Raw genomic sequence first — 20,661 nt, 5'->3', positions numbered from 1 at the left:
AAGGAAAAGAATTGGAAAGGGTGAGTGAAATGCATACGATGTGGAAGGGGGCCATTAGCTTCGGGTTAGTGAATATTCCTGTTAAGCTCTATGCTGCGACGGAAGATAAGGACATAAAGATGCGCTACCTTCATAAAGAATGCCATACTCCGATTCAATATGAGAAGCGTTGCCCTACTTGTGATCGCCCTCTGGAATCGGAAGACATTGTGCGTGGATATGAATATGAAGATGGCAAATTCGTCATTATGGAAAAAGATGAAATTGAAGCACTAGCCCATGAAAAAAACAAGTCCGTTGAAATTGTCGATTTCGTTGAGCTAAGTGATATAGACCCCATCTACTTCAATCGTTCATATTTTATTGGACCTAATGAGCAAGGGACGAAGCCTTATATGTTGTTAAAGCAAGCAATGGAAGAGTCCGGTAGAATTGGACTCGCGAAAATCACAATACGATCGAAAGAACACCTTGCGGCTGTACGGGTTTATGACAAGGGATTAATACTTGAGACGATGTATTTCCCTGATGAAGTAAGAGAGATTGGAAATGTTCCGGATATTCCAGAAGAACTAGAAGTTAGTGATAAAGAAAAAAAATTAGCAAAGCAGTTAATCGAACAGCTGACAACTAAATTTGATCCTTCTCAATACAAGGATGAACGACGTGAAGCGATGATGGCTCTGATCGAAAGTAAAATTTCGGGGAATGAAATTAAAGTGGTTGAAGAAAAGCCAAAAAAAAATGTGGCTGATCTCATGGATGCTTTACAAGCAAGCCTTGATACAAGCCCGAAAGCGCCGCCTAAAAAGAAAAAAGCAGCACCTAGAAAAAAGAAGGTTGCTAAATGACCTCACCTTATCTTCCTATGCTACTTACACTTACTACCTCAGTGCCTCATACAACGAACTGGTTGTACGAGGTGAAATACGATGGGTATCGGGCCATTTTAAATTGGAATGGTCATCAGATCATCTTGACGAGCCGGAATGGTTATAGCTTTGATCAGAAATTTCAACTCTTATCATGTTCGCTCACTAAATTATTTCAAGAAGCCTCTATACCCACATGTATTTTAGATGGTGAAATATGTGTCATAGAAAATATGTATTTGGCTAACTTTCAAGCCCTCCATACCGGTGAGAAGAAAGACCTCTCGTTTATGGCATTTGATCTTTTAGAGTTAAAGCAAGAAGTCTTTTTAACGACTCCACTTCAAGAGAGAAAAACGCATCTTAAGCAAGTTATCGATAAACTCCCTTCAAGTAAAAGTGTTTATTACGTTAAATCATACAGTGAAGCGGATCCTCTTTGGGAAAGCATTACTGCCAATAATGGGGAAGGAATGATATGTAAAAAAACGAACAGTACTTATACCCCTGCAAAACGTTCTAAACAATGGTTAAAGTTAAAAAACTGGAAAATCGCTTACGTTTTTTTACACGCGTTTGATCAAAGTAATGGGTATTTTCACGTAGCAGTTAATCGAAGTGGCGAAATTTATCAGGTAGGAACGTTTTCACATGGACTTCATTCTGAAGAAAGATCCGTTTTAATTGAGGTCGTGAAACGTAATCAAGTGTTGGAAAAGTCAGGAGTTACTTATGTAAACCCCGGAATCGTATTAGCTCTTAAATACATGGATCTTTATAAAGAAAAATTAAGACAACCCAGATTTGGTCAGTTTTGTTTTGAAAAGTCTTGGGAGGATTGCACATGGATAAACATTCAATCACAGTGGGCGAAATAGATATTACGATTACCAATCCTGAAAAGCTTTTGTGGATGGGAATCACCAAAGCAGACTATCTACATTATTTAACAAAGATTTCTTCACAAATGCTTCCATTTCTGCATGATAAACCATTAACCGTTATTCGCTATCCTGATGGAGTTAACGGGGAAGCCTTCTACCAAAAGAACTGTCCTGAATATGCTCCACATTTCATTCAAACGGTCCAGTATCATGACCATAGAGCCATCATCTGTTCAAATTTACCGACCTTACTCTGGCTTGGGAACCAGGCTGCCCTTGAATTTCATGTTCCATTTGCTCCCTATCAAAGTGAACAACCTTCCGAAATCGTCTTTGACCTTGATCCACCTTCGCAAGAAGCATTTTACTTAGCTGTTGAAGCAGCAAAGCAAATTAAAATCACTCTTGATCGCCTTCATATAACGGGATTTTTGAAATTATCTGGAAACAAAGGTCTCCAGATCCACATTCCTCTTCCACAGAATACTTTCACATATGATCAAACTAAAATTTTCACATCTTTCATAGCCCATTACTTAGTGGAAATGAACCCTGAAAAGTTTACAGTTGAACGACTTAAAAAGAAGCGCCACGGCCGCCTTTACATTGATTATGTTCAACATGCTAGTGGGAAAACGATTATTGCTCCTTATTCAGTACGAGGTAATCAGAACGGACTTGTAGCTGTCCCGATTGAGTGGAGCGAATTAACAGATGAGCTATCCCCACTCCAATTTTCAATGGAAAAAGTATTAAATAGAAAGGCCAATCCTTTTGAAAGCTATGAGGAAGCAAGGATTGTACAACCCTTCCAACAGATTCTCAATTGGCTTATCGGCCAAGAAAAAAATAACCGCCTATAACGGCGATTATTTTACTTCTTTCTTTTCATCTAACGTTTTCACCGTCCATCGCTCGACTACTTTATGCGGAACACAAACACGCTTATTTCCTGAATCAGGATCGTTAATTTTTTCTAGCAAGCAATTGACTGCCTGATAGCCTAGTTGGAAAATGTTGATATCGACTGAGGTAAGCGGCGGGCTGGAATATTCCGCTAGCATGACATTGTTAAAGCTAATGATAGAAACATCTTCAGGGACAGATAGCCCCATTTCATCAAGTTTGCTCATTATACCAAGTGCCATCAAATCATCAGCAACCACAAGTGCAGTTGGTGGCTTTTCTAATGAAAACAACTCCATAACCGCTTCTTGCCCACCCTCTTTTAGAAATTCTACGTGAACCACGTAATCTTCTTCATAAGGTATATCGGCTTCACGAAGGGCTTTTTCATACCCATTTAGTCGATCCACGGTAACAACGAGATCTAAATTCCCTCCGACGAACGCAATATGCGTATGGCCTTTTTTAATAAAATGATCGGTTACATCTTTTGCAGCTCGAAAGTTATCGTTATCCACATGAGTAATGGAATCTGGGTTTACTAACGGCTTTCCAATCACCGTAAATGGAAAGTTCTGTTGCTCTAAAAAGGCCATGATCTTATCATCGATTCTTGAGTAAAGCATGACAATGCCATCCACTCTACGCCCGTGAACCATTCCCATAACGCCTTCTAGCATCTCTTCTTCTGTAGCGCCCGTTGAAAGATAAAGCGTGTATTCTTTCTCATGAGCCTTTGTGCTAATCCCACGAAGCACTTCAGGAAAAAACGGATTTTGTAACGCTTTATCTGCCGAACTAGGCATCACAAGGCCAAGCGTTTGGGTGCTTCGATTGGCAAGGCTTCTTGCATTATAGTTAGGATGGTAACCAAGGTCTTCCATCGCTTCTCTTACACGTCGTTTCGTTCGTTCACTAATACGGGGGTTATTTGCGATGACGCGTGATACAGTCGATGGCGCGACATTCGCAAGTTTTGCTACATCTTTTATCGTTACAGCCATTGGAAATCCTCCTATACAAAGCTAGCGCTTTAGTGCTAATCCATCTTACATTTAGAATGACCTAATCATTTATTGTAAACGATTTCTTCCTAAAAAGACATCTCATAAAAAGAGAAAGAAGGAATAAGAGAAGCTTTCCTCTTCATCTTCTTTCTCTAGTCACGATTTAGCCTTTTGTTCCTCCGGCAGTTAGGCCAGAAATAAAATAGCGTTGAAGCGATAGGAATAGGATGGAAATTGGAATAGCGATTAATACGGACCCAGCAGCAAATGTTGTAAATTCATTACCGAACTGATCTGAAATCATTTTGTAAAGTCCTACAGCAAGCGTGAATTTTTCTTCACTTCTTAGGATCACTTGCGCAAGGATAAAGTCCGTAAATGGCGTAATGAAGCTAAATAGTGCTACTACAGCAAGAATTGGTTTCGCAAGTGGCAAAATAATTTGCCAAAAAATCCGAAAGTGCCCTGCTCCGTCAATACGTGCTGACTCATCTAGTTCTTTTGGAATTGTATCAAAATACCCTTTGGCTAACCATGTATTCATCGGAAGTAACCCACCCGCATAAACAAGGATTAACGCAAAATGCGTATCTAATAATCCGGTAATGTAAGCCAAAACGTAAATGGCAATTAGTGCCGCAAAGTTTGGGATCATTTGAAGGATTAAGAAAGTCATCAACCCATTTTTACGACCAACAAAACGATAGCGGGAGAAAGCATAGGCCATACAAGAGATCATAGCTACAGCTAGAATCATTGTAATGATACAAATCTTCAGCGTGTTCCAGTACCACAGTAGGTAGTCACTTTCAGCGGTGTTAAATAACGACTTGTAATGATCAAGTGTCGCATCTTTCGGAATAATCGATGATCCCGATAGACTGTCACCAGGGTTAAAGGAAGAACCTACAATCCAGAGAACTGGATACAAAATAATGACACATGCAATTGCGATTGCAATATAGGACAATGTTAAGCGTACGGTATTCTGCATTTTTGGACTCATATTACATCATATCCTCTTCTTGGAATGATTTCGTTCTTCTAAACTGCCACAGAGCAACGCCAATAACAATAGCCGATAGAATCATTGTAATTGCAGCAGCTTTACCATATTGTGCGGATGTAAAGGTTAGTTTATAAATCCACGAAATCAAAATATCAGTGGAACCAGCTGTTTGACCTGAGACTGCAGGCCCCCCACCATTAAACAGGTAAATCACATTAAAGTTATTGAAGTTAAATGTGTATTGCGTAATTAAGATGGGAGCGATCGCAAACAGTACCATCGGAAGCGTGATCCCTCTGAATTTCTGCCACATATTCGCTCCATCAACCGTCGCGGCTTCATATAATTCATCTGGAATGGATTGTAGCACCCCTGTTACCATTGCGAAAATGAACGGGAACCCAAGCCAGAACTGTATGAGTATTAAAGCAACCTTCGTCCAAAATGGCTCTGTTAGCCATGGAATGGCATCAATCCCGAAAGCTGCTAAGATGTCATTGTTAATGGCACCAAACGTTTCATTAAACATTCCAGCAAAGACAAGAATGGATACGAACGCCGGTACTGCCCATGGCAAGATAAAGATTGTTCTAAATATGCCTTTGAATTTAAGGTCTTTTTGATTCATTAAAACAGCTAGGAAAATTCCGATCGCGATTTGTCCAGTAGTAGCTACAAATGTCCACACGATCGTCCAAGAAAATACATCCAAGAATGTATCGCGCCATATATCTAATTTAAATATATCAATATAGTTCTGAACCCCAATCCAGTCTACTAAGTTAGCTGGAGGTGAATGGTAAAGATCATAGTTTGTAAACGATAATAAAATAACGAACAAAATTGGAAAGATAACCACAAAGATTAATAGGAAAAACCCTGGTGATAACATCAAATATGGAAAGCCTTGCTCCGTAACATTTCGGTACTGCTCTTTAACTGAATTTAGAGGAATGCCGAGATCACGATTTCTTCCGTTCAAGTATGCATCCCTCAAATTTAAGAAGTAAATGACTAATCCGATTAGGATAACAAGAACAGCGATAATTCCCTGTGTTAATAAGAAGATGGAATGATCCCGAGGGAGCTTTTCTCCTAACGTAACGATCCCCCATAGTCCAATGTTGATTAAGTCAGCAAAAGCAACTGCAAAGGAAACGGTTAGAATGAAAAACATTAGTCCTTTGAGAATTTGCTTGTTATAAAACTGACCAAATCCAGGTATGATTGAGAGTGCTAATGCTGTTTTGCGATGCTTCGTTTGACGTTCAGTTGCCTCCATCGTGATGGCAATCCCCTTTCTTCTCCTCACTTTTCTAGCTTTAAAGTGAGAAGCAGTACCCCGTTTCCGGAGTACCGCTTTGAATTTTCAAATCATTAGTTACTGTGATTTTGTTCAATTTGTGACTTGATCGTTTTGGTAGCTTCATCTAGTGCTGCTTTTGGTTCTTGCTTGTTAGTTGCAACAAGTTGAAGTGCAGATGCTGCTGGCTCCCATACCTCTGCCATTTCTGGAATGTTAGGCATTGGCACACCATATTGAGATTGAACCGCTACTGCAGAAGCACCTTCATTGTCAGCAATAACTGGATCTTCAATCAGTGATTTCACTGGAGGAATTTCTGCCGTTTTTTCATAACGAATCTTCGCATTTTCCTCATTTGTAATCCATTCTACAAGCTTAGTTGCCCATTCTTTGTTTTCTGAGAAGTTACTTACGTGCCAGCCTTTAACACCGATGAAAGTTTTAAAGTTTTCACCATTTGGTAGTTTCGGCATTGGAGCTACACCAATATCAATACCAGCGTCTTTATAGCCCTGGAATGACCATGGTCCGTTCATAACAGAAGCGGCTTTTCCTTCATTAAAGAGACCGTCCATAGTTGATCCACCATTTTCCCCAATTAGACCTTTAGGGAATAGACCTTCTTTGTACCATTTTTGAATATATTCTGTACCTTCTACTGCACCTTCATTATTAAGACCAAGATCCTGTGGATTTAAGCCTTCATCTGTACGATCAAAAACATAACCGCCATAACCAGCTAATACAGCGTTTGCAAAATAGAAATTATCCCAGAGTGCAAGGAAACCATATTGCTTATCTTTTGTATAATCTTTTGCAAAATCATAAACCTCATCCATTGATTCAGGAGCTTTGTCCATTAGTTCTTTGTTGTAAATAAATACTGGTGTTTCTGTCGCTTTTGGAAGTCCGTAAAGCTTTCCATCAAAATTTTCTGCTTGAATAGAAGACTCTGTAAACGTATCGACAACTGACTGGTCAACTTCAATTGGAGAAATAAGTCCTTCAACTGCAGCTTGTCCAATTTGGTCGTGTGGAAGTGTAATAACGTCAGGTCCAGTACCTGCTGGGCCGTCAAGACGAATTTGTTCTCTAATTTCATCCGCCATCCCTAGTTCTTTAAATTCTACTTTAATGCCATACTCTTCTTCAAAACTAGCAATAGCAGGTTCAAGTGCAATCCCTTTATCTGTATCTTCCCAAACAACGAGCTTCTCAGGTTTGTTAGCGTCGTCCCCTTCGGAATCACCGCCCCCACCGTTACTTGAAGCGTTCTCATTGTTTTGCGGTCCGCATGCTGCAAGAACGCCGATTGCAAGAACTAGAGTAAGAAACAAAGCGAAAAAGCGTTTCATGTGTTAACCCCCTCTTAAATTTACGATCATCATACAAGCGCTTTCATCCATTTCGTGAAAACGATTGCACTGACTTTCTATAACCTATTATACATGCCTAAACTTTTTTCGCAACCGTTTGCACAAAGTTTTTTCAAAATTTTTTCGAAATACCTAATCCACTTGTTTTTTGCCATTTGACTAAAAGCGATTGATCTTCTACATTTGATAGAGAAGGATCGCAATATCCTCTTCCCTTCATGTCAAAAGCCTTGAGAGCTTTTCATACAATTTATTGCAAGCGATTGCACAAGGAGGTTCACCTGAATGATCAAAGAAGCTATTTATCACCGTCCGAAGAACAACTATGCCTATGCTTATAATCAAGACACCCTTCAATTGATGATACGGACGAAGAAAGACAACCTTACTTCCGTTTCCCTTATTTATGGCGATCCTTATGATTGGCAAAACAACAAATGGCAATTTACTTCTCAATCAATGAAAGTAAGCGGTTCGGATTCACTGTTCGACTATTGGAGTATTTCAATCCAACCCCCTTATCGCCGATTGCGATACGGTTTCTATCTTGAAGATGACAAAGAAGCTTATGTTTATACAGAAAAAGGCTTCTTTACTAAGCAACCTGAAGATACGAATGACTATTTTAGTTTCCCTTTTTTAAATTCTGCTGATGTTTTTACTGCCCCTGCCTGGGTAAAGGAGACAGTTTGGTATCAAATTTTTCCTGAAAGATTTGCAAACGGTGATGCTTCTCTTAATCCTGAAGGCACCCTTCCATGGGGAGAATATCCTCCAAAGCAAAACAACTTTTTTGGTGGTGACTTTCAAGGAGTTCTTGATCACCTGGACCATTTAACAGCACTTGGAATAAGCGGAATTTATTTCACCCCTATTTTTAAAGCAGAATCGAACCATAAATATGACACTATTGATTATATGGAGATCGATCCTCAATTTGGGAATAAAGAAATGTTTAAAAAACTCGTTCAGGCGTGTCACGAACGAGGAATTAAAGTGATGCTTGATGCGGTTTTTAATCATAGTGGCTATTATTTTAAACCGTTTCAAGATTTGCTAAAGAACGGAGAGCGTTCCCGTTACAAAGACTGGTTTCACGTGCGTTCGTATCCGATCGAGACAAAGCCTATTCCCTCCTATGATGCTTTTGCTTTTGAAGCAAAAATGCCTAAACTAAATACAGAAAATCCTGAAGTAAAAGAATACTTACTTCAAGTAGGCCGCTATTGGGTCGAAGAATTTGATATTGACGGGTGGCGCTTAGATGTTGCGAACGAAATTGATCACCGATTTTGGCGGGAATTCAGGAGAGAGATCAAAAAAGTGAAACCTGAAATCTATATTCTCGGGGAGATCTGGCATGATGCAATGCCGTGGCTCGAGGGAGATCAGTTTGATGCGGTGATGAACTATCCTCTAACATCAGCCCTTCTCGATCATTATGCACATAATAAAATCACAGCCGAAACGATGGGAAATCGTCTCTCCTCCCTTCTTCATTCCTATCCGGCTAACGTAAATGAAGTCGCATTTAATTTGCTAGGAAGTCATGATACCCCGCGACTTTTGACATTGGCAAATGGAAAAAAAGAAGTTGTGAAACTCATGTATATCCTACAATTCTCTTTTCCAGGAACACCCTGCATTTACTATGGCGATGAAATAGGAATGTCAGGTGGCGCTGATCCCGGATGTCGTGAATGTATGATTTGGAATGATAATAAGCAAGATACAGAACTATTTCAGTTTCTACAAACGCTTATTTCACTAAGAAAACAACATTCCGCCTTTGGCAATGAGGGACATTTCGAGATCGTGGATGCAGATGAAACACTTATTCAGTACAAAAAACATGGAGCGAACGAAACCTTACTCTTTTTATTAAACAACTCACCTAATAAAGTATCTCTTACTCTTTCTCCATCGAACAAAAATATGACTCTTATTCTAGGTAGTCAATATGAATCAAACTCTCCTCTTAATCTAAATCCGTATGGTTATGCCATATTAAGTTATTCCTAAATAAAAAGCTCCTGGACCTTGGTCCAGGAGCTTTTTATGTCTTCATAGGGCATTTTACTTTGGAAGCGCAACCACCCTTACCACTTCTACACTATTCTGATAATCCTAATTCTATTACGGTAGATTATATAACAAAGTATTTTAAATTTTCTAAAAATATACTTGAATTTCGCTTTTTCTCAGCATAACATGAGGATATAGAAAAAAGGCAATGTTAGAAAAACTGACATGGAGGGTCTTATATGAAAAAAGTAGAAGCTATTATTCGTCCTGAAGCATTCCAGGATTTGAGAGATCGATTAAGAGATGAGGGGATCACTGGCATGACCGTATCTGAAGTAGCTGGATGCGGATTACAGAAAAAGCAAACTGGTGTATTCCGGGGAAGCCACTTCGAAGTATCACTACAGGCAAAAATCAAAGTCGAGCTCGTTTTTGATGATCACCTTCTAGACCATGTGGCCAAGACCATTCGTGATGTCTGTGCAACTGGCGAAGTGGGCGACGGTAAAATATTCGTCTATCCAGTAGAAGATGTGATCCGCATACGTTCTGGTGAGCACGGGCTCACAGCATTTAAATAAACTTAAAAGGATGGTAACGGTATGAAAAAAATGACTGGTTTGTTCGCACTTCTCTTTCTTTTTTCAGGTGGGCATGTGTTTGCTGCAGGGGATACCTCCGAGGTAGCCGCACTAAGTGCTTCAATGGATACGGTTTGGATAATGATTGCTGCGTTTCTTGTGTTTTTTATGCATGCAGGATTCGCAATGGTTGAAACGGGATTTACTCGCTCCAAAAACGCGTTAAACATTTTAATGAAAAACTTACTTACCATGTCGATCGGTGCTGTTCTTTATTTTATTGTGGGATATGGATTAATGTTCGGTACATCTGCCGGTGGGTTTATCGGATCTGACGGTTTCCTACTCTTTGGACAATCTGATAATATCGGCTTCTTTGTTTTCCAGGCCGTCTTTGCAGCAACTTGTGCCACGATTATTTCTGGAGCAGTAGCTGAACGAATGAAATTAATTAGCTATATCGCTGTTACAGTTGTTATGATCGGATTTGTATACCCTGTTGTCGGTCATTGGATCTGGGGTGGCGGATGGCTTGCAGAATTAGGATTTACAGACTTTGCAGGTTCAACCGTCGTCCATATGACTGGTGCCCTTGGTGCCGTCGTTGCAGTTGCCTTCCTTGGTGGACGTCTTGGAAAATACTCAAACGGCAAAGTTAACGTTATTCAGGGACATAACATTCCACTAGGCGCTCTCGGCGTCTTCATTCTCTGGTTTGGTTGGTTTGGATTTAATGCAGGTAGTACTCTATCTGCAAGCGATGCACTTATTCCTACAATTGTAGCGACCACGCTTCTTTCAGCTTCAAGTGGTGTGATCGGTAGTGCCTTTTACTCTTACATTCGCTATAAGCAAATTGATGCTTCCTTAACATTAAATGGCGCACTCGCCGGTCTCGTAGGGATTACAGCTGGTACTGCAAGCGTCTCCCCAATTGGTGCGATGTTTATCGGTCTGATCTCAGGAGTTATTTTAATTGAAGCGGTTCAACTGATTGATCGTCGCGTCAAATTAGATGATCCAGTGGGTGCAATAGCAGTTCACGGTGTATGCGGAGTATGGGGAACCCTTGCTGTTGGACTCTTCGCCATTGATGGCGGCTTGTTCTACGGAGGCGGCGCATCTCTTCTGCTTGTTCAAGCAATCGGTATTCTAGCCGTTATGGCCTGGACATTAGGAACGGTTGGTATCTTTTTATTCATTTACACTCGTTTTTCTTCTATACGTGTTTCCCGTGAAGAAGAAATTCAAGGACTTGATTTCGCAGAGCACGGATCTACTGCTTACGAGGTTAGAGGCGGAATCCTCAATAACAATGAAAGTCCCTCTTCTAGCTCACCATTTGGTCATGGATTAGTCGAACGACTAAACGGACTCGAACCGCCGAAGGAGAGAAAAGCGGAAACGAGCGTATAAGGTTTACAAGGCATGAGGCTCACCTTTTAAGATTTCATAACGCAAACAAATTTTTTATTAAGATTATCTCAAAAAAAAGGACCGAAGCCATCTGCTTCGGTTCTTTTTTAATCAACGAGGTCTACCTTGTGATGCTCCATCCAATAATTAATCTGAGCGAGATGCGCGATGAGTTGAGGGCCTGCCATCAGTTGCCCAAACCATGGAACTTTAAACGCTTTCCCTTCTGAGTCGACAATATCCTGGACCACTTTAGCATCAATTAACTCAAGCAGTGGCGCCTGCTTATGATTAAGCGTATCTTGAAGCCATGCGGATACAGCTTTCGTATAAGCAGGATGATAGGTCTTAGGATAAGGACTCTTTTTCCTGTAAAGGACATCGTGTGAGAGCGTGCCAGTCATCGCTTTTCGTAATAACCCTTTCTCTCGTCCATCAAGCATTTTCATTTCCCACGGTACATTCCAAACATATTCAATGATACGATGATCTGAAAACGGCACCCTTACTTCTAAACTAGCTCCCATGCTCATACGATCTTTTCGTTCAAGGAGTGTGGTCATAAACCAATTTAAGTTCAAATAAAAGAGTGCTCTTCGCTTGGCTTCGATTTCACTTTCTCCATCAAGTACTGGGGTTTCTTTCATTGATTCGCGATATCTTTCCGTCACGTAATCTTCTAGTTTTAATTTCGTACGAACTTCTTCTTTTAGCATCGCCTGTCTTTCCCTCGTCGATCGCATCCACGGAAACTGTTCCTTATCAAGTAGTTCAGGCTTGTGAAACCATGGATACCCTCCAAATATTTCATCCGCACATTCACCTGAAAGCGCAACAGTAGCATGCTTTTTGATCTCCTTCGAAAACCATAGTAAGGAAGAATCCACATCTGCCATACCAGGAAGATCACGACATTCAATCGCTTCTTTGAGATGGTAAACAAGCTGAGCGGTATCAATCACACAGTTCGTATGATCGGTTGCAAGCTCAGAAGACACTTTTTTGATCCAAGGTGCATCTGAATTAGGCTGAAATTCACTGCTCTTAAAGTACTTATCATTATCAACATAGTCAACGGAAAAAGAGCGTAACGTGCCCTTCCCTTCCTCTTGAAATGCGCTTCTTGCAACAGAAGTAATCGCGCTTGAGTCAACACCACCCGATAAAAATGTACAAACAGGTACGTCCGCCACAAGCTGTCTTCGAATGGAATCTTTTAATAGATTGCCAACTTTTTCTACAGTCGTATCAAGATCATCGGTGTGTTCACGACTAACCACATCCCAGTAGCGCCAAATTCGAACGCCGCTTCGTTCAAACTTCATAGCAAAGCCCGGCCGTAGCTCATTGATTCCACGAAAAACACCGTGACCTGGCGTTCGAGATGGACCTAATCCAAAAATTTCTTGTAATCCTCCTCGGTCAATCTCCGTTTTGACGTCTGGATGAGCAAGTATAGCTTTTAATTCCGAACCGAATTGAAGGGACGCTCCACTTTGTCTATAAAATAGTGGCTTGACTCCGAGACGGTCTCTCGCCAGAAAAAGCCTTTCCCCATCCCATATGCCAAATGCAAATATGCCATTTAAATGCTCAACGCATTTTTCTCCCCACTCGATATAGCACGTTAAAAGCACTTCTGTATCCGAATGTGATTGAAACGTATACCCTTTTCCAAGGAGGATTTTGCGCAGATCTTCCGTATTGTACAATTCACCGTTATAACAAATGGTGTAGTCGGTTTCACCATGTTTTCTTGTCATCGGCTGACTTCCACCCGCTGGATCGACCACAATCAATCGCGTATGACCAAACCCGCAATGTCCGTTGACCCAGCAATTGGAAGCATCCGGCCCTCGTTTTGATAAGGTCTGTGCCATATGCTGAAGGACTTTCTGTTCACCAGTAAGGTTCTGTTTCCAATCAACCCATCCCGTTATTCCACACAAAAAGATCTTCCTCCCCTCGTTGCTCTCTGTTCACAATATGCATACGCCCAAGTTTCGTGCAAAATGTTAGGAACAACGAAAAAAAGAGACCTTCACTAAGGTCTCACACTTTTTGAAAACGCAAGAAGTACCATGCGCCTTCTTTTACTACTGGCTTTACCTGCTTTAATTGAAATCCTGTTTCTGATGCGAGCTCCGTCATTTCCTTACGGCTCGGTAAAGGATACAAATTATCATGTGCACTCATAAAACTGTTAAAAGCAGCTGAGAAAGCGTGTCCATGTTTGGATTCATGCATCGGGGTAATAATAAGTAGCTGGCCTTTTTTTCCGGTTACCTCATAAGCTTTTTGGAAGAGATGACGCCTCTCTTCAGGGGCAAAGTAGTAAAGTAAATTATTCATCATCGCCACATCAAACGGCTTGCCATCCCACTTCCACGTCATCATATCATCTGGATACAAGTTAATGGGTGATTTTAACGGAAAATGAATGTTGGCCTCAGCATCTAGACAAACGGAACGATTCTTTTCAATGCCTACAAGTTTCATATTTTCAAGCTTTGCTCCAATGCGCGATAAATATCCCGCGTAACCAGCACCAAAATCAATGACCGATGTTGCATTTGTCGATTTAATGGCTTGATAAATTTTAGGGAAAGCAAACCGTTCAATAAAACTAGAGGTTGCCGCAACGGTCCCTCCATAATCTTCATCCTGATAGAGCGCACGATGTTCTTTATTTAATAAGTCCGGGTAAGAAAGCAGAATCGGGATATGTAATTCCATCATTTCTTTCAATAGAATTCCAACAGACTGCTCGCTGTTCTTCGATATTGATTCCACCATGTGTTTTTTTGAACGAATTTTACCATCTTTACCACTCGTTAAGTGACCAATTGCCACACCGACATCGGCCCACCTTGTTAAGAGCAGTTCATTCATATTTCGTTTGCTGGCAACGCTTGAGACGGTTGTGCTGGACTCAAATTCATCAAATAAATCGTGTACATAGCCAACGTGAGCGTGCCAGGCATATAAAAACGGTTCATTGCTTTTCATCCATTTCCTAGCACGCCAGATCTTTTTTACTTCTTTCATTTTGTTTCCTCCCATCTCATTTGCGATACCATGGATAGTCATCTTCCTTCGTAAACATTACATTTTTTTTAGGATGATTACTTATTTTTCCATTCCCTACGGAAGCTGGAATGAACCCTGCTTGTTTCATACGATCCACTAAGTTGAATTTCCAAATTCCAAGACCGGATGTGTTCAGCATTTGTTTATAATGCAAAAGCGGGGAGTGCTCTGTTTGTTTGACGCCCTTGATGCGAAGCTTTTGCCAAGGGCGATATGGAAACGAATAAAGCAATGCAGCCTGATGACTTAAAGTTGAGACGTATTCCGCTCGCGGCTTTCTTACTTTCTCATACCATTTCAACTGCTTCCATTCCGTTTGTTTTGTCTGAAACATCCAGCAAAGCAGTTCGCCTAATACATCTGAGTCCTGAATAGCGAGATTCATCCCTTCCCCAGCCATAGGGTGAACACTGTGAGCCGCATCCCCCGTTAAAATCAAATTGTTCTTCACGTAGTTTGAAACATTGTGTCTGACCGGAATCATGAGCTGAATTTTTTTCCACGTATCAATTTGATGCACGTATCCTTCAAGCTCAGGCATAAGCTCGCAATAAGCACGGTAGAATGATTCTAATCCTTCTTCACGCATCGTTTTAAACTCACCAGGTTTTATGAGAAGAACGCTTCTTACCTGATTATTAGGGAGTGGAAAAAGGCCAACGAATTTATTTTGTGTGGTAATAATTGTCGACTGATTGAGCGTCTCTGGTCTCGGGAAGGAAACCGTTAAAAAATGATGATTGTACTTTGTGTTTTTCATCTCAACTTCCATTGCTGTTCGAGTTGGAGAAGCCCTTCCCTCAGAACCAATATAAAAGTTTGCGTGAATTTCACGCTCTCCTTCTTTTGTTTGAATAATCGCTTTCCTTTTCTCGGGCGGCCCTTCGGTAAAACCAGTCAATTTTGCCGGCTGGATATAATCAACGGAGTCGTATTTTGAAGCTTCTTCGAATAAAAGCTCTTTTAGCCGTTCGTGTGGAATCATCAATGACGTATTATAAGGAGATGGAATCACATCATAACGGAATTCATTTGCGCTTAGCTGCTCCATCGTGCCATCGTCTTTTTGGTTATACTCATAGAATTCAATAGAAGGTAGCAAAAAACCATTTTCCTTTACAACGTCTAATACATTGATCCGATCAAGTACTTCAAGGCTTTTTGGCTGCAGGAGTTCCCCTTTATAAATTAAACCGCTCTTTCGATCTTTTTCGATTAATAGCGTTTTCACTTGACACTGCCCTAATTTAACAGCCAGCGTAAGTCCTGATATCCCTCCGCCAATGATCATCACATCATAATCCATCTACCATCACCTCTTCTTCGCTACATTTCTATTCCCTTCCAATTGTTGCTTGAAACAGGCATAACACATTGCTGCAGCTCATTCTTCCCTACTCAAAAAAACAAAAAAATCGACCACAGGGGTCGATTCGCTAAGTTGCTAGTGGGAATCGTTTTGATAAAAGTAGTTTTTCAAAACGATCCTTATTCAATGGTTTACTATAAAAAAATCCTTGAGCAAAGTTACAGCCAAAGCTACGTATAATGTCACCCTGCTCTTTCGTTTCAATGCCCTCTGCGACGATGGATAAATTTAACCCTTCACACATCGTAATAACGGCTTTAACAATGGCCGCATCAGCATTATTTTCTTGAAGATTTCGAATGAAGGATTGATCGATTTTCAGAATATCTAGAGGAAAGTCCTTCAAGTAACTAAGGGAAGAATAGCCTGTTCCAAAATCGTCAATCGATACTTTAATGCCCATGCCACGCAATTCATTTAACATTGAAATACTATAATCCGTATTCACAAGCGTGGTACTTTCTGTTACTTCAAGATGGAGCGAATGAGGCGAGAGACCCGATGCTCGTAGGGCTTCACGAACAGATCCTACGAACTTCTCACTTTGGAACTGGCGTCCAGACACGTTTACACTAATTGATAAATCATCATATCCAAGTGCCTGCCACCTGCTTGTTTGCATGCACGCTTCATTTAACACCCATATGCCTATTTCTTCAATCAAACCGGTTTCTTCTGCGAGAGGAATAAATTGAGCTGGTGAAACGAGCCCCAGCTTCGGATGGTTCCAGCGGATTAATGCTTCACAAGCGTAAATTTTCTTCTCATCTAAGTTTACCTGAGGCTGATAGAATAGTGTCAGCTCGTCTTTTTCAATCGCTCTTCTTAAATAACTTTCAAGCTCCAATCGTTCAAACGCTTCATCGGTCATTTCATCCGTATAAAACTCAATATAGTTTGCCCCTTGCTGTTTCGCACGATCTAAAGCAATATAAGCATTTTTCATGAGCGTGTCGAGATCCTGGCCATCAAGTGGAAACAGACTAATTCCGATGCCAACCGTCATAAAGTATTCGACATCATCAAAAAGAATCGGTTGTTTTAAATGTTCAACAACGCGTTTTGCCAGCATCAATGCATCTTTTTCACACGTGAGCCCGGGAAGAAGAACAGTAAATTCGTCTCCACCAAATCTTGCAAGCACAGCATCATCTTTAATCGCTTCTTTAATACGGGTGGTCACCTGCTTCAGAATTTGGTCTCCCCGTTGGTGTCCTAAGCTATCATTAATCAATTTAAAGCGATCAAGATCAATAAACATGACAGCTAATTTTTCTTCTGTATTTTTTAACGATTCATTTAATAGTTTCTCAAACAGCAGGCGATTGGGTAGTTCTGTTAGTACATCATAATAGGCAAGATGTGCAATTTTCTCTTCAGCTTTTCGCTGATTCATGATACTTTTGGCAACCCCATATGCCCCGGTAATTTCTCCGTTTACTAAAATTGGAATATTTGTAATGGTAAATAACACGTCCACTCCAGTCTTATGAACAAGATGCGCGTCATAAGTCTGAGCCATTCCCTGAAACGTCTGATGAAATTTATCTCTTGTCATTTCTACATCTGAAGGGGAGACAAACTGAAGGGAGTGTTTACTCATTACTTCTTCAGACGAATAGCCAAGCAATGATTTTAATGCAGGGTTAACACTCGTGATCTTACCGAATACATCAACCGAATAAACAAGATTTGGATTTTGCTCAAAAAGAGATTTAAAGCGCTGCTCTGACTGTTGTAGATTGGTGTTTAACGTCTCTAATTCTTCTGTAGAAGCTTTAATTAAATGCGAAAGTGCCATTAAACCATCCAAGTCATTCATCTCCTGATTGTGTAATGGCAGAAGCCTTACACCTTTTTGTTTGTCATGTTTTTCGTTGAAATGCGCAAATACCATCTGATTTTCATTATAATAAAACGAAGAGCCATCTGAGTAGTATTCAGATTCAAGCAAAATCGATGTATGTGTGCAGACCTTCTCAAGACGATCAAAATAGTGAACAATTCCACTGTTTAAAAGTTTAGGTAAAGAGGCGGATGAAAAAGAAAAGAGGGTTTTTAAGCCATCCATTTCAACGTTCTGTTTTAACCGCTCATAAGACATAGACATTTGTGTGACATCACCATAGAAAAATTGCAATTTTGATCCTTGATTGAGTAACGTATTGACTGTTACCGATCCATCTCGATGCTTTTCTAGAACGGAAATTGGCTTTTCTTTCCCATTTAACAACTGAATCAACGGCACATAAGTGGATGATTCAGGTAATCGATTTGCCACGTCATAGCCTAAATATTTCTCATAGAACTTGACCGCGCTTAACCCTTCCACTTCAAAGAGACGAGACCCTAATGCTTGTGTCACTTCAAAGGATCTTCCTGCCGGCTTCCAAAACGCTTCACGATGATGATTCATTTCCACACTCTCACCACTAATGCGAACTCCTACTATGCCTTTTGTTCGTACATGTTGACCTGATACCACAAAAGAGATCCCGTTTCTCTTCGTTGCTTTTCCTCCAATGAATGGTGTCTGCTCCATTGTTTCCAATACAGTACGATCATCAATCTCGCTGTTAAAAAGAATAACAAGCTCTTTTGGATCGGCAAACGGCTTACGCAAATTGGAACCTTCCATTTCGAATGGTTTCAACTCTGCATCCTGAAACGTTGTGAACGAAACAAGAATGCCTTCTGTTTCCAGGCTATTTTCGCAATAGGCGCCTTCTGCAGTTGTACCAATCAGAACGGCATGAGGTAGAAATTCTGAAATGATTTTTGCAACACGAGCCGTACGTTCTTTATTATGAGAAAAACAAAATAATTGAACGAGGACGGCATGCGCTTGAAACAAATTCGAGTGATTCATCATATCGTCAAACAAGTTGTCTTCATTAGAAACTTTAACTGAAAATGTTCTCAAGCTTTACACACCTCAACCTTCAATGCCTTTAATTCGAAAGTTTTTATTATATCTATCATATCAAAAACTAAAATAGACGAATACATCTATTCCAGAAATATGCCAATCGACCCTACTTCTTATATCGGCATAATCAATTCAAACTTTTAATAGAAAAAAACCACCTGATTAGAGGTGGTTTTAGGACTTATAGCTGATAAAGGTGCAGTACAGAATACCCATAAAAAATAACGAGGAGAAAAGCGAACATAAATTGAAGCCAAAAAGGCCATATGATTTTTTCTTTTTTCCCTCTCACCAGAATCATTTCCATTGAGAAAATGAGCCATAAAGCGACTACACCTTTTACAATAGATGGTCCCCAGAATTGATACCCAACAACGAGGAACATGCCGGTAATCACTGTGAAAATATAAAATAAACGAAGGATCATGTGGACTCTCGTTTGCGCTTTTTCTTTTCCAGCTCTCATGAAATAGTAGCTTACTAGAAAAAGAATAAGAGTTAGCCCCCAGGCAGTATAATGGGCATGAAGCATTGACAATCTCTCCTTTATGACAGTCTCTCCTAAATCATATCATGAAAATTTATTCCGAGTGATAATGGAATATCCTCCCTAAATTTCCTTAAACGATAGGAAGGAAACGATTTCATTGTTATACTAGTATGGAAAACTAAAAGAATGGGAGTGAAGGGTCATATGGTACAAACAAAAGATATTATTGAAATGACGGAGCAATACGGTGCGCACAATTATCATCCACTGCCAATCGTTATTGCAGAAGCTGAGGGTGTTTGGGTAAAAGATCCTGAAGGCAATCGTTACATGGATATGCTTAGTGCGTATTCCGCGGTTAATCAAGGACATCGACATCCAAAAATTATTCAAGCTTTAAAGGATCAGGCTGATCGCGTGACATTAACTTCTCGCGCTTTCCATAATGACCAACTGGCTCCTTTTTACCAAAAAGTTTCTGAATTTACTAACAAAGAAATGATTCTTCCGATGAACACCGGCGCTGAGGCAGTTGAAACAGCTGTTAAAGCGATGCGGCGCTGGGCTTATGAAGTGAAAGGCGTTGAGAAAGATAAAGCCGAAATTATTGCCTGCGAAGGGAATTTCCACGGCCGTACAATGACGGCTGTCTCACTTTCTTCTGAAGAAGAGTACCAGCGAGGATTTGGTCCTATGTTACCAGGAATCAAGTTAATTCCTTACGGTGACTTAGATGCTTTGAAAAAAGCGATCACGCCAAATACAGCTGGCTTCTTATTCGAACCGATTCAGGGCGAAGCAGGTATAAACATTCCTCCTGAAGGATTTCTTAAAGAAGCTTATGATTATTGTAAGGAACAACGGGTTCTATTCGTTGCGGATGAAATTCAAGCTGGTCTATGTCGATCTGGTAAACGCTTCGCATGTGATTGGGATAACGTAGAACCGGATATGTACATTCTAGGGAAAGCACTTGGTGGCGGCGTGTTTCCAATTTCGTGTGTAGCCGCTAACGAAGAAGTGCTTGGCGTATTTACACCTGGCTCTCACGGGTCCACATTCGGAGGTAACCCGCTAGCGTGCGCCGTGTCGGTGGCATCGTTAGAAGTGCTTGAAGATGAAAAACTAGCCGATCGCTCTCTTAAACTTGGAAACTACTTTCAAGAGAAGTTAAAAGAAATCAACAACCCTATTATTAAAGAAGTGCGCGGACGCGGCCTCTTTATCGGAGTTGAACTTCATGAAGCGGCTCGTCCATATTGTGAGAAGCTAAAAGAAAAAGGTCTACTCTGTAAGGAAACGCACGAAACGGTTATTCGCTTCGCCCCTCCACTCATTATTAGCGAAGAAGATTTAAATTGGGCGATTGAGCAAATTACAGAAGTGTTATCAGTCCAATAG

Annotated in this window: 16 protein-coding genes; 7 read left to right on the top strand and 9 right to left on the bottom strand. The window is 40.5% G+C overall.

The window, feature by feature from the left end; translation table 11 throughout:
* Positions 1-29: 29 nt before the first annotated feature.
* From ku to ligD, 3 genes are read left to right on the top strand one after another with little or no spacing between them, the layout of a single operon-like run.
* Positions 30-851 carry a non-homologous end joining protein Ku gene (gene ku, locus PQ511_RS01150; RefSeq protein WP_273850105.1) on the top strand — a complete coding sequence of 274 codons (822 nt, stop codon included), beginning with the start codon at positions 30-32 and terminating at the stop codon, positions 849-851.
* Positions 848-1,750, top strand: a complete 903-nt coding sequence (locus tag PQ511_RS01145; protein WP_273850104.1) for an ATP-dependent DNA ligase — start codon at positions 848-850, stop codon at positions 1,748-1,750. The genes ku and PQ511_RS01145 overlap by 4 nt, the downstream gene beginning before the upstream one ends.
* Positions 1,717-2,619, top strand: a complete 903-nt coding sequence (gene ligD / locus PQ511_RS01140) for a non-homologous end-joining DNA ligase (protein ID WP_273850103.1) — start codon at positions 1,717-1,719, stop codon at positions 2,617-2,619. The genes PQ511_RS01145 and ligD overlap by 34 nt, the downstream gene beginning before the upstream one ends.
* A 6-nt stretch (positions 2,620-2,625) precedes the next feature.
* On the opposite strand, the gene PQ511_RS01135 is transcribed toward ligD, so the two are convergent.
* The 4 genes from PQ511_RS01135 to PQ511_RS01120 all read right to left on the bottom strand — a co-directional run bounded on the left by PQ511_RS01135 (position 2,626) and on the right by PQ511_RS01120 (position 7,339).
* Positions 2,626-3,666 carry a LacI family DNA-binding transcriptional regulator gene (locus tag PQ511_RS01135; RefSeq protein ID WP_273850102.1) on the bottom strand — a complete coding sequence of 347 codons (1,041 nt, stop codon included), beginning with the start codon at positions 3,664-3,666 and terminating at the stop codon, positions 2,626-2,628.
* A 166-nt stretch (positions 3,667-3,832) separates the two neighbouring features.
* Positions 3,833-4,675 (bottom strand): sugar ABC transporter permease, encoded by an 843-nt coding sequence (locus PQ511_RS01130; protein WP_273850101.1) that lies wholly within the window; start codon positions 4,673-4,675, stop codon positions 3,833-3,835.
* A gap of 1 nt (position 4,676) precedes the next feature.
* Positions 4,677-5,960, bottom strand: coding sequence for a carbohydrate ABC transporter permease (locus PQ511_RS01125; RefSeq protein ID WP_273850099.1), 1,284 nt, complete (start codon positions 5,958-5,960; stop codon positions 4,677-4,679).
* A gap of 95 nt (positions 5,961-6,055) precedes the next feature.
* Positions 6,056-7,339: an extracellular solute-binding protein gene (locus PQ511_RS01120; RefSeq protein ID WP_273850098.1), complete on the bottom strand. Its 1,284-nt coding sequence runs from the start codon at positions 7,337-7,339 to the stop codon at positions 6,056-6,058.
* A gap of 306 nt (positions 7,340-7,645) precedes the next feature.
* Between PQ511_RS01120 and PQ511_RS01115 the strand changes: the two genes are divergently transcribed.
* The 3 genes from PQ511_RS01115 (at position 7,646) to PQ511_RS01105 (ending at position 11,382) form a co-directional block, all read left to right on the top strand.
* Complete coding sequence (locus PQ511_RS01115; RefSeq protein ID WP_273850097.1) at positions 7,646-9,382, top strand: glycoside hydrolase family 13 protein; 1,737 nt, start codon at positions 7,646-7,648, stop codon at positions 9,380-9,382.
* Positions 9,383-9,624: 242 nt separating this feature from the next.
* Positions 9,625-9,966 carry a P-II family nitrogen regulator gene (locus tag PQ511_RS01110; RefSeq protein ID WP_273850096.1) on the top strand — a complete coding sequence of 114 codons (342 nt, stop codon included), beginning with the start codon at positions 9,625-9,627 and terminating at the stop codon, positions 9,964-9,966.
* Positions 9,967-9,987: 21 nt separating this feature from the next.
* Entirely contained in the window at positions 9,988-11,382 is a 1,395-nt protein-coding gene (locus tag PQ511_RS01105) for an ammonium transporter (RefSeq protein WP_273850095.1), read from the top strand.
* 107 nt (positions 11,383-11,489) lie between these two features.
* Here PQ511_RS01105 and asnB read toward each other — a convergent pair whose 3' ends face one another.
* The 5 genes from asnB to PQ511_RS01080 all read right to left on the bottom strand — a co-directional run bounded on the left by asnB (position 11,490) and on the right by PQ511_RS01080 (position 19,302).
* Positions 11,490-13,331, bottom strand: a complete 1,842-nt coding sequence (gene asnB / locus PQ511_RS01100) for an asparagine synthase (glutamine-hydrolyzing) (RefSeq protein WP_273850093.1) — start codon at positions 13,329-13,331, stop codon at positions 11,490-11,492.
* A gap of 103 nt (positions 13,332-13,434) precedes the next feature.
* Complete coding sequence (locus PQ511_RS01095) at positions 13,435-14,430, bottom strand: class I SAM-dependent methyltransferase (RefSeq protein WP_273850092.1); 996 nt, start codon at positions 14,428-14,430, stop codon at positions 13,435-13,437.
* A 16-nt stretch (positions 14,431-14,446) separates the two neighbouring features.
* Complete coding sequence (locus PQ511_RS01090) at positions 14,447-15,778, bottom strand: FAD-dependent oxidoreductase (RefSeq protein WP_273850090.1); 1,332 nt, start codon at positions 15,776-15,778, stop codon at positions 14,447-14,449.
* 130 nt (positions 15,779-15,908) lie between these two features.
* Positions 15,909-18,764, bottom strand: coding sequence for an EAL domain-containing protein (locus PQ511_RS01085; RefSeq protein ID WP_273850089.1), 2,856 nt, complete (start codon positions 18,762-18,764; stop codon positions 15,909-15,911).
* Between the two features lie 187 nt (positions 18,765-18,951).
* Positions 18,952-19,302, bottom strand: a complete 351-nt coding sequence (locus PQ511_RS01080; protein WP_273850088.1) for a DUF1516 family protein — start codon at positions 19,300-19,302, stop codon at positions 18,952-18,954.
* A 162-nt stretch (positions 19,303-19,464) separates the two neighbouring features.
* Between PQ511_RS01080 and PQ511_RS01075 the strand changes: the two genes are divergently transcribed.
* A complete protein-coding gene (locus PQ511_RS01075) occupies positions 19,465-20,661 on the top strand; it encodes an ornithine--oxo-acid transaminase (protein ID WP_273850087.1) in 1,197 nt (398 codons plus the stop codon).

The sequence above is a fragment of the Guptibacillus spartinae genome, assembly GCF_028610625.1.
Lineage (GTDB): Bacteria > Bacillota > Bacilli > Bacillales > Guptibacillaceae > Guptibacillus > Guptibacillus spartinae.
Note: the sequence above shows the minus strand (reverse complement) of the source record. Positions and strands in the feature narration are given on the sequence as shown.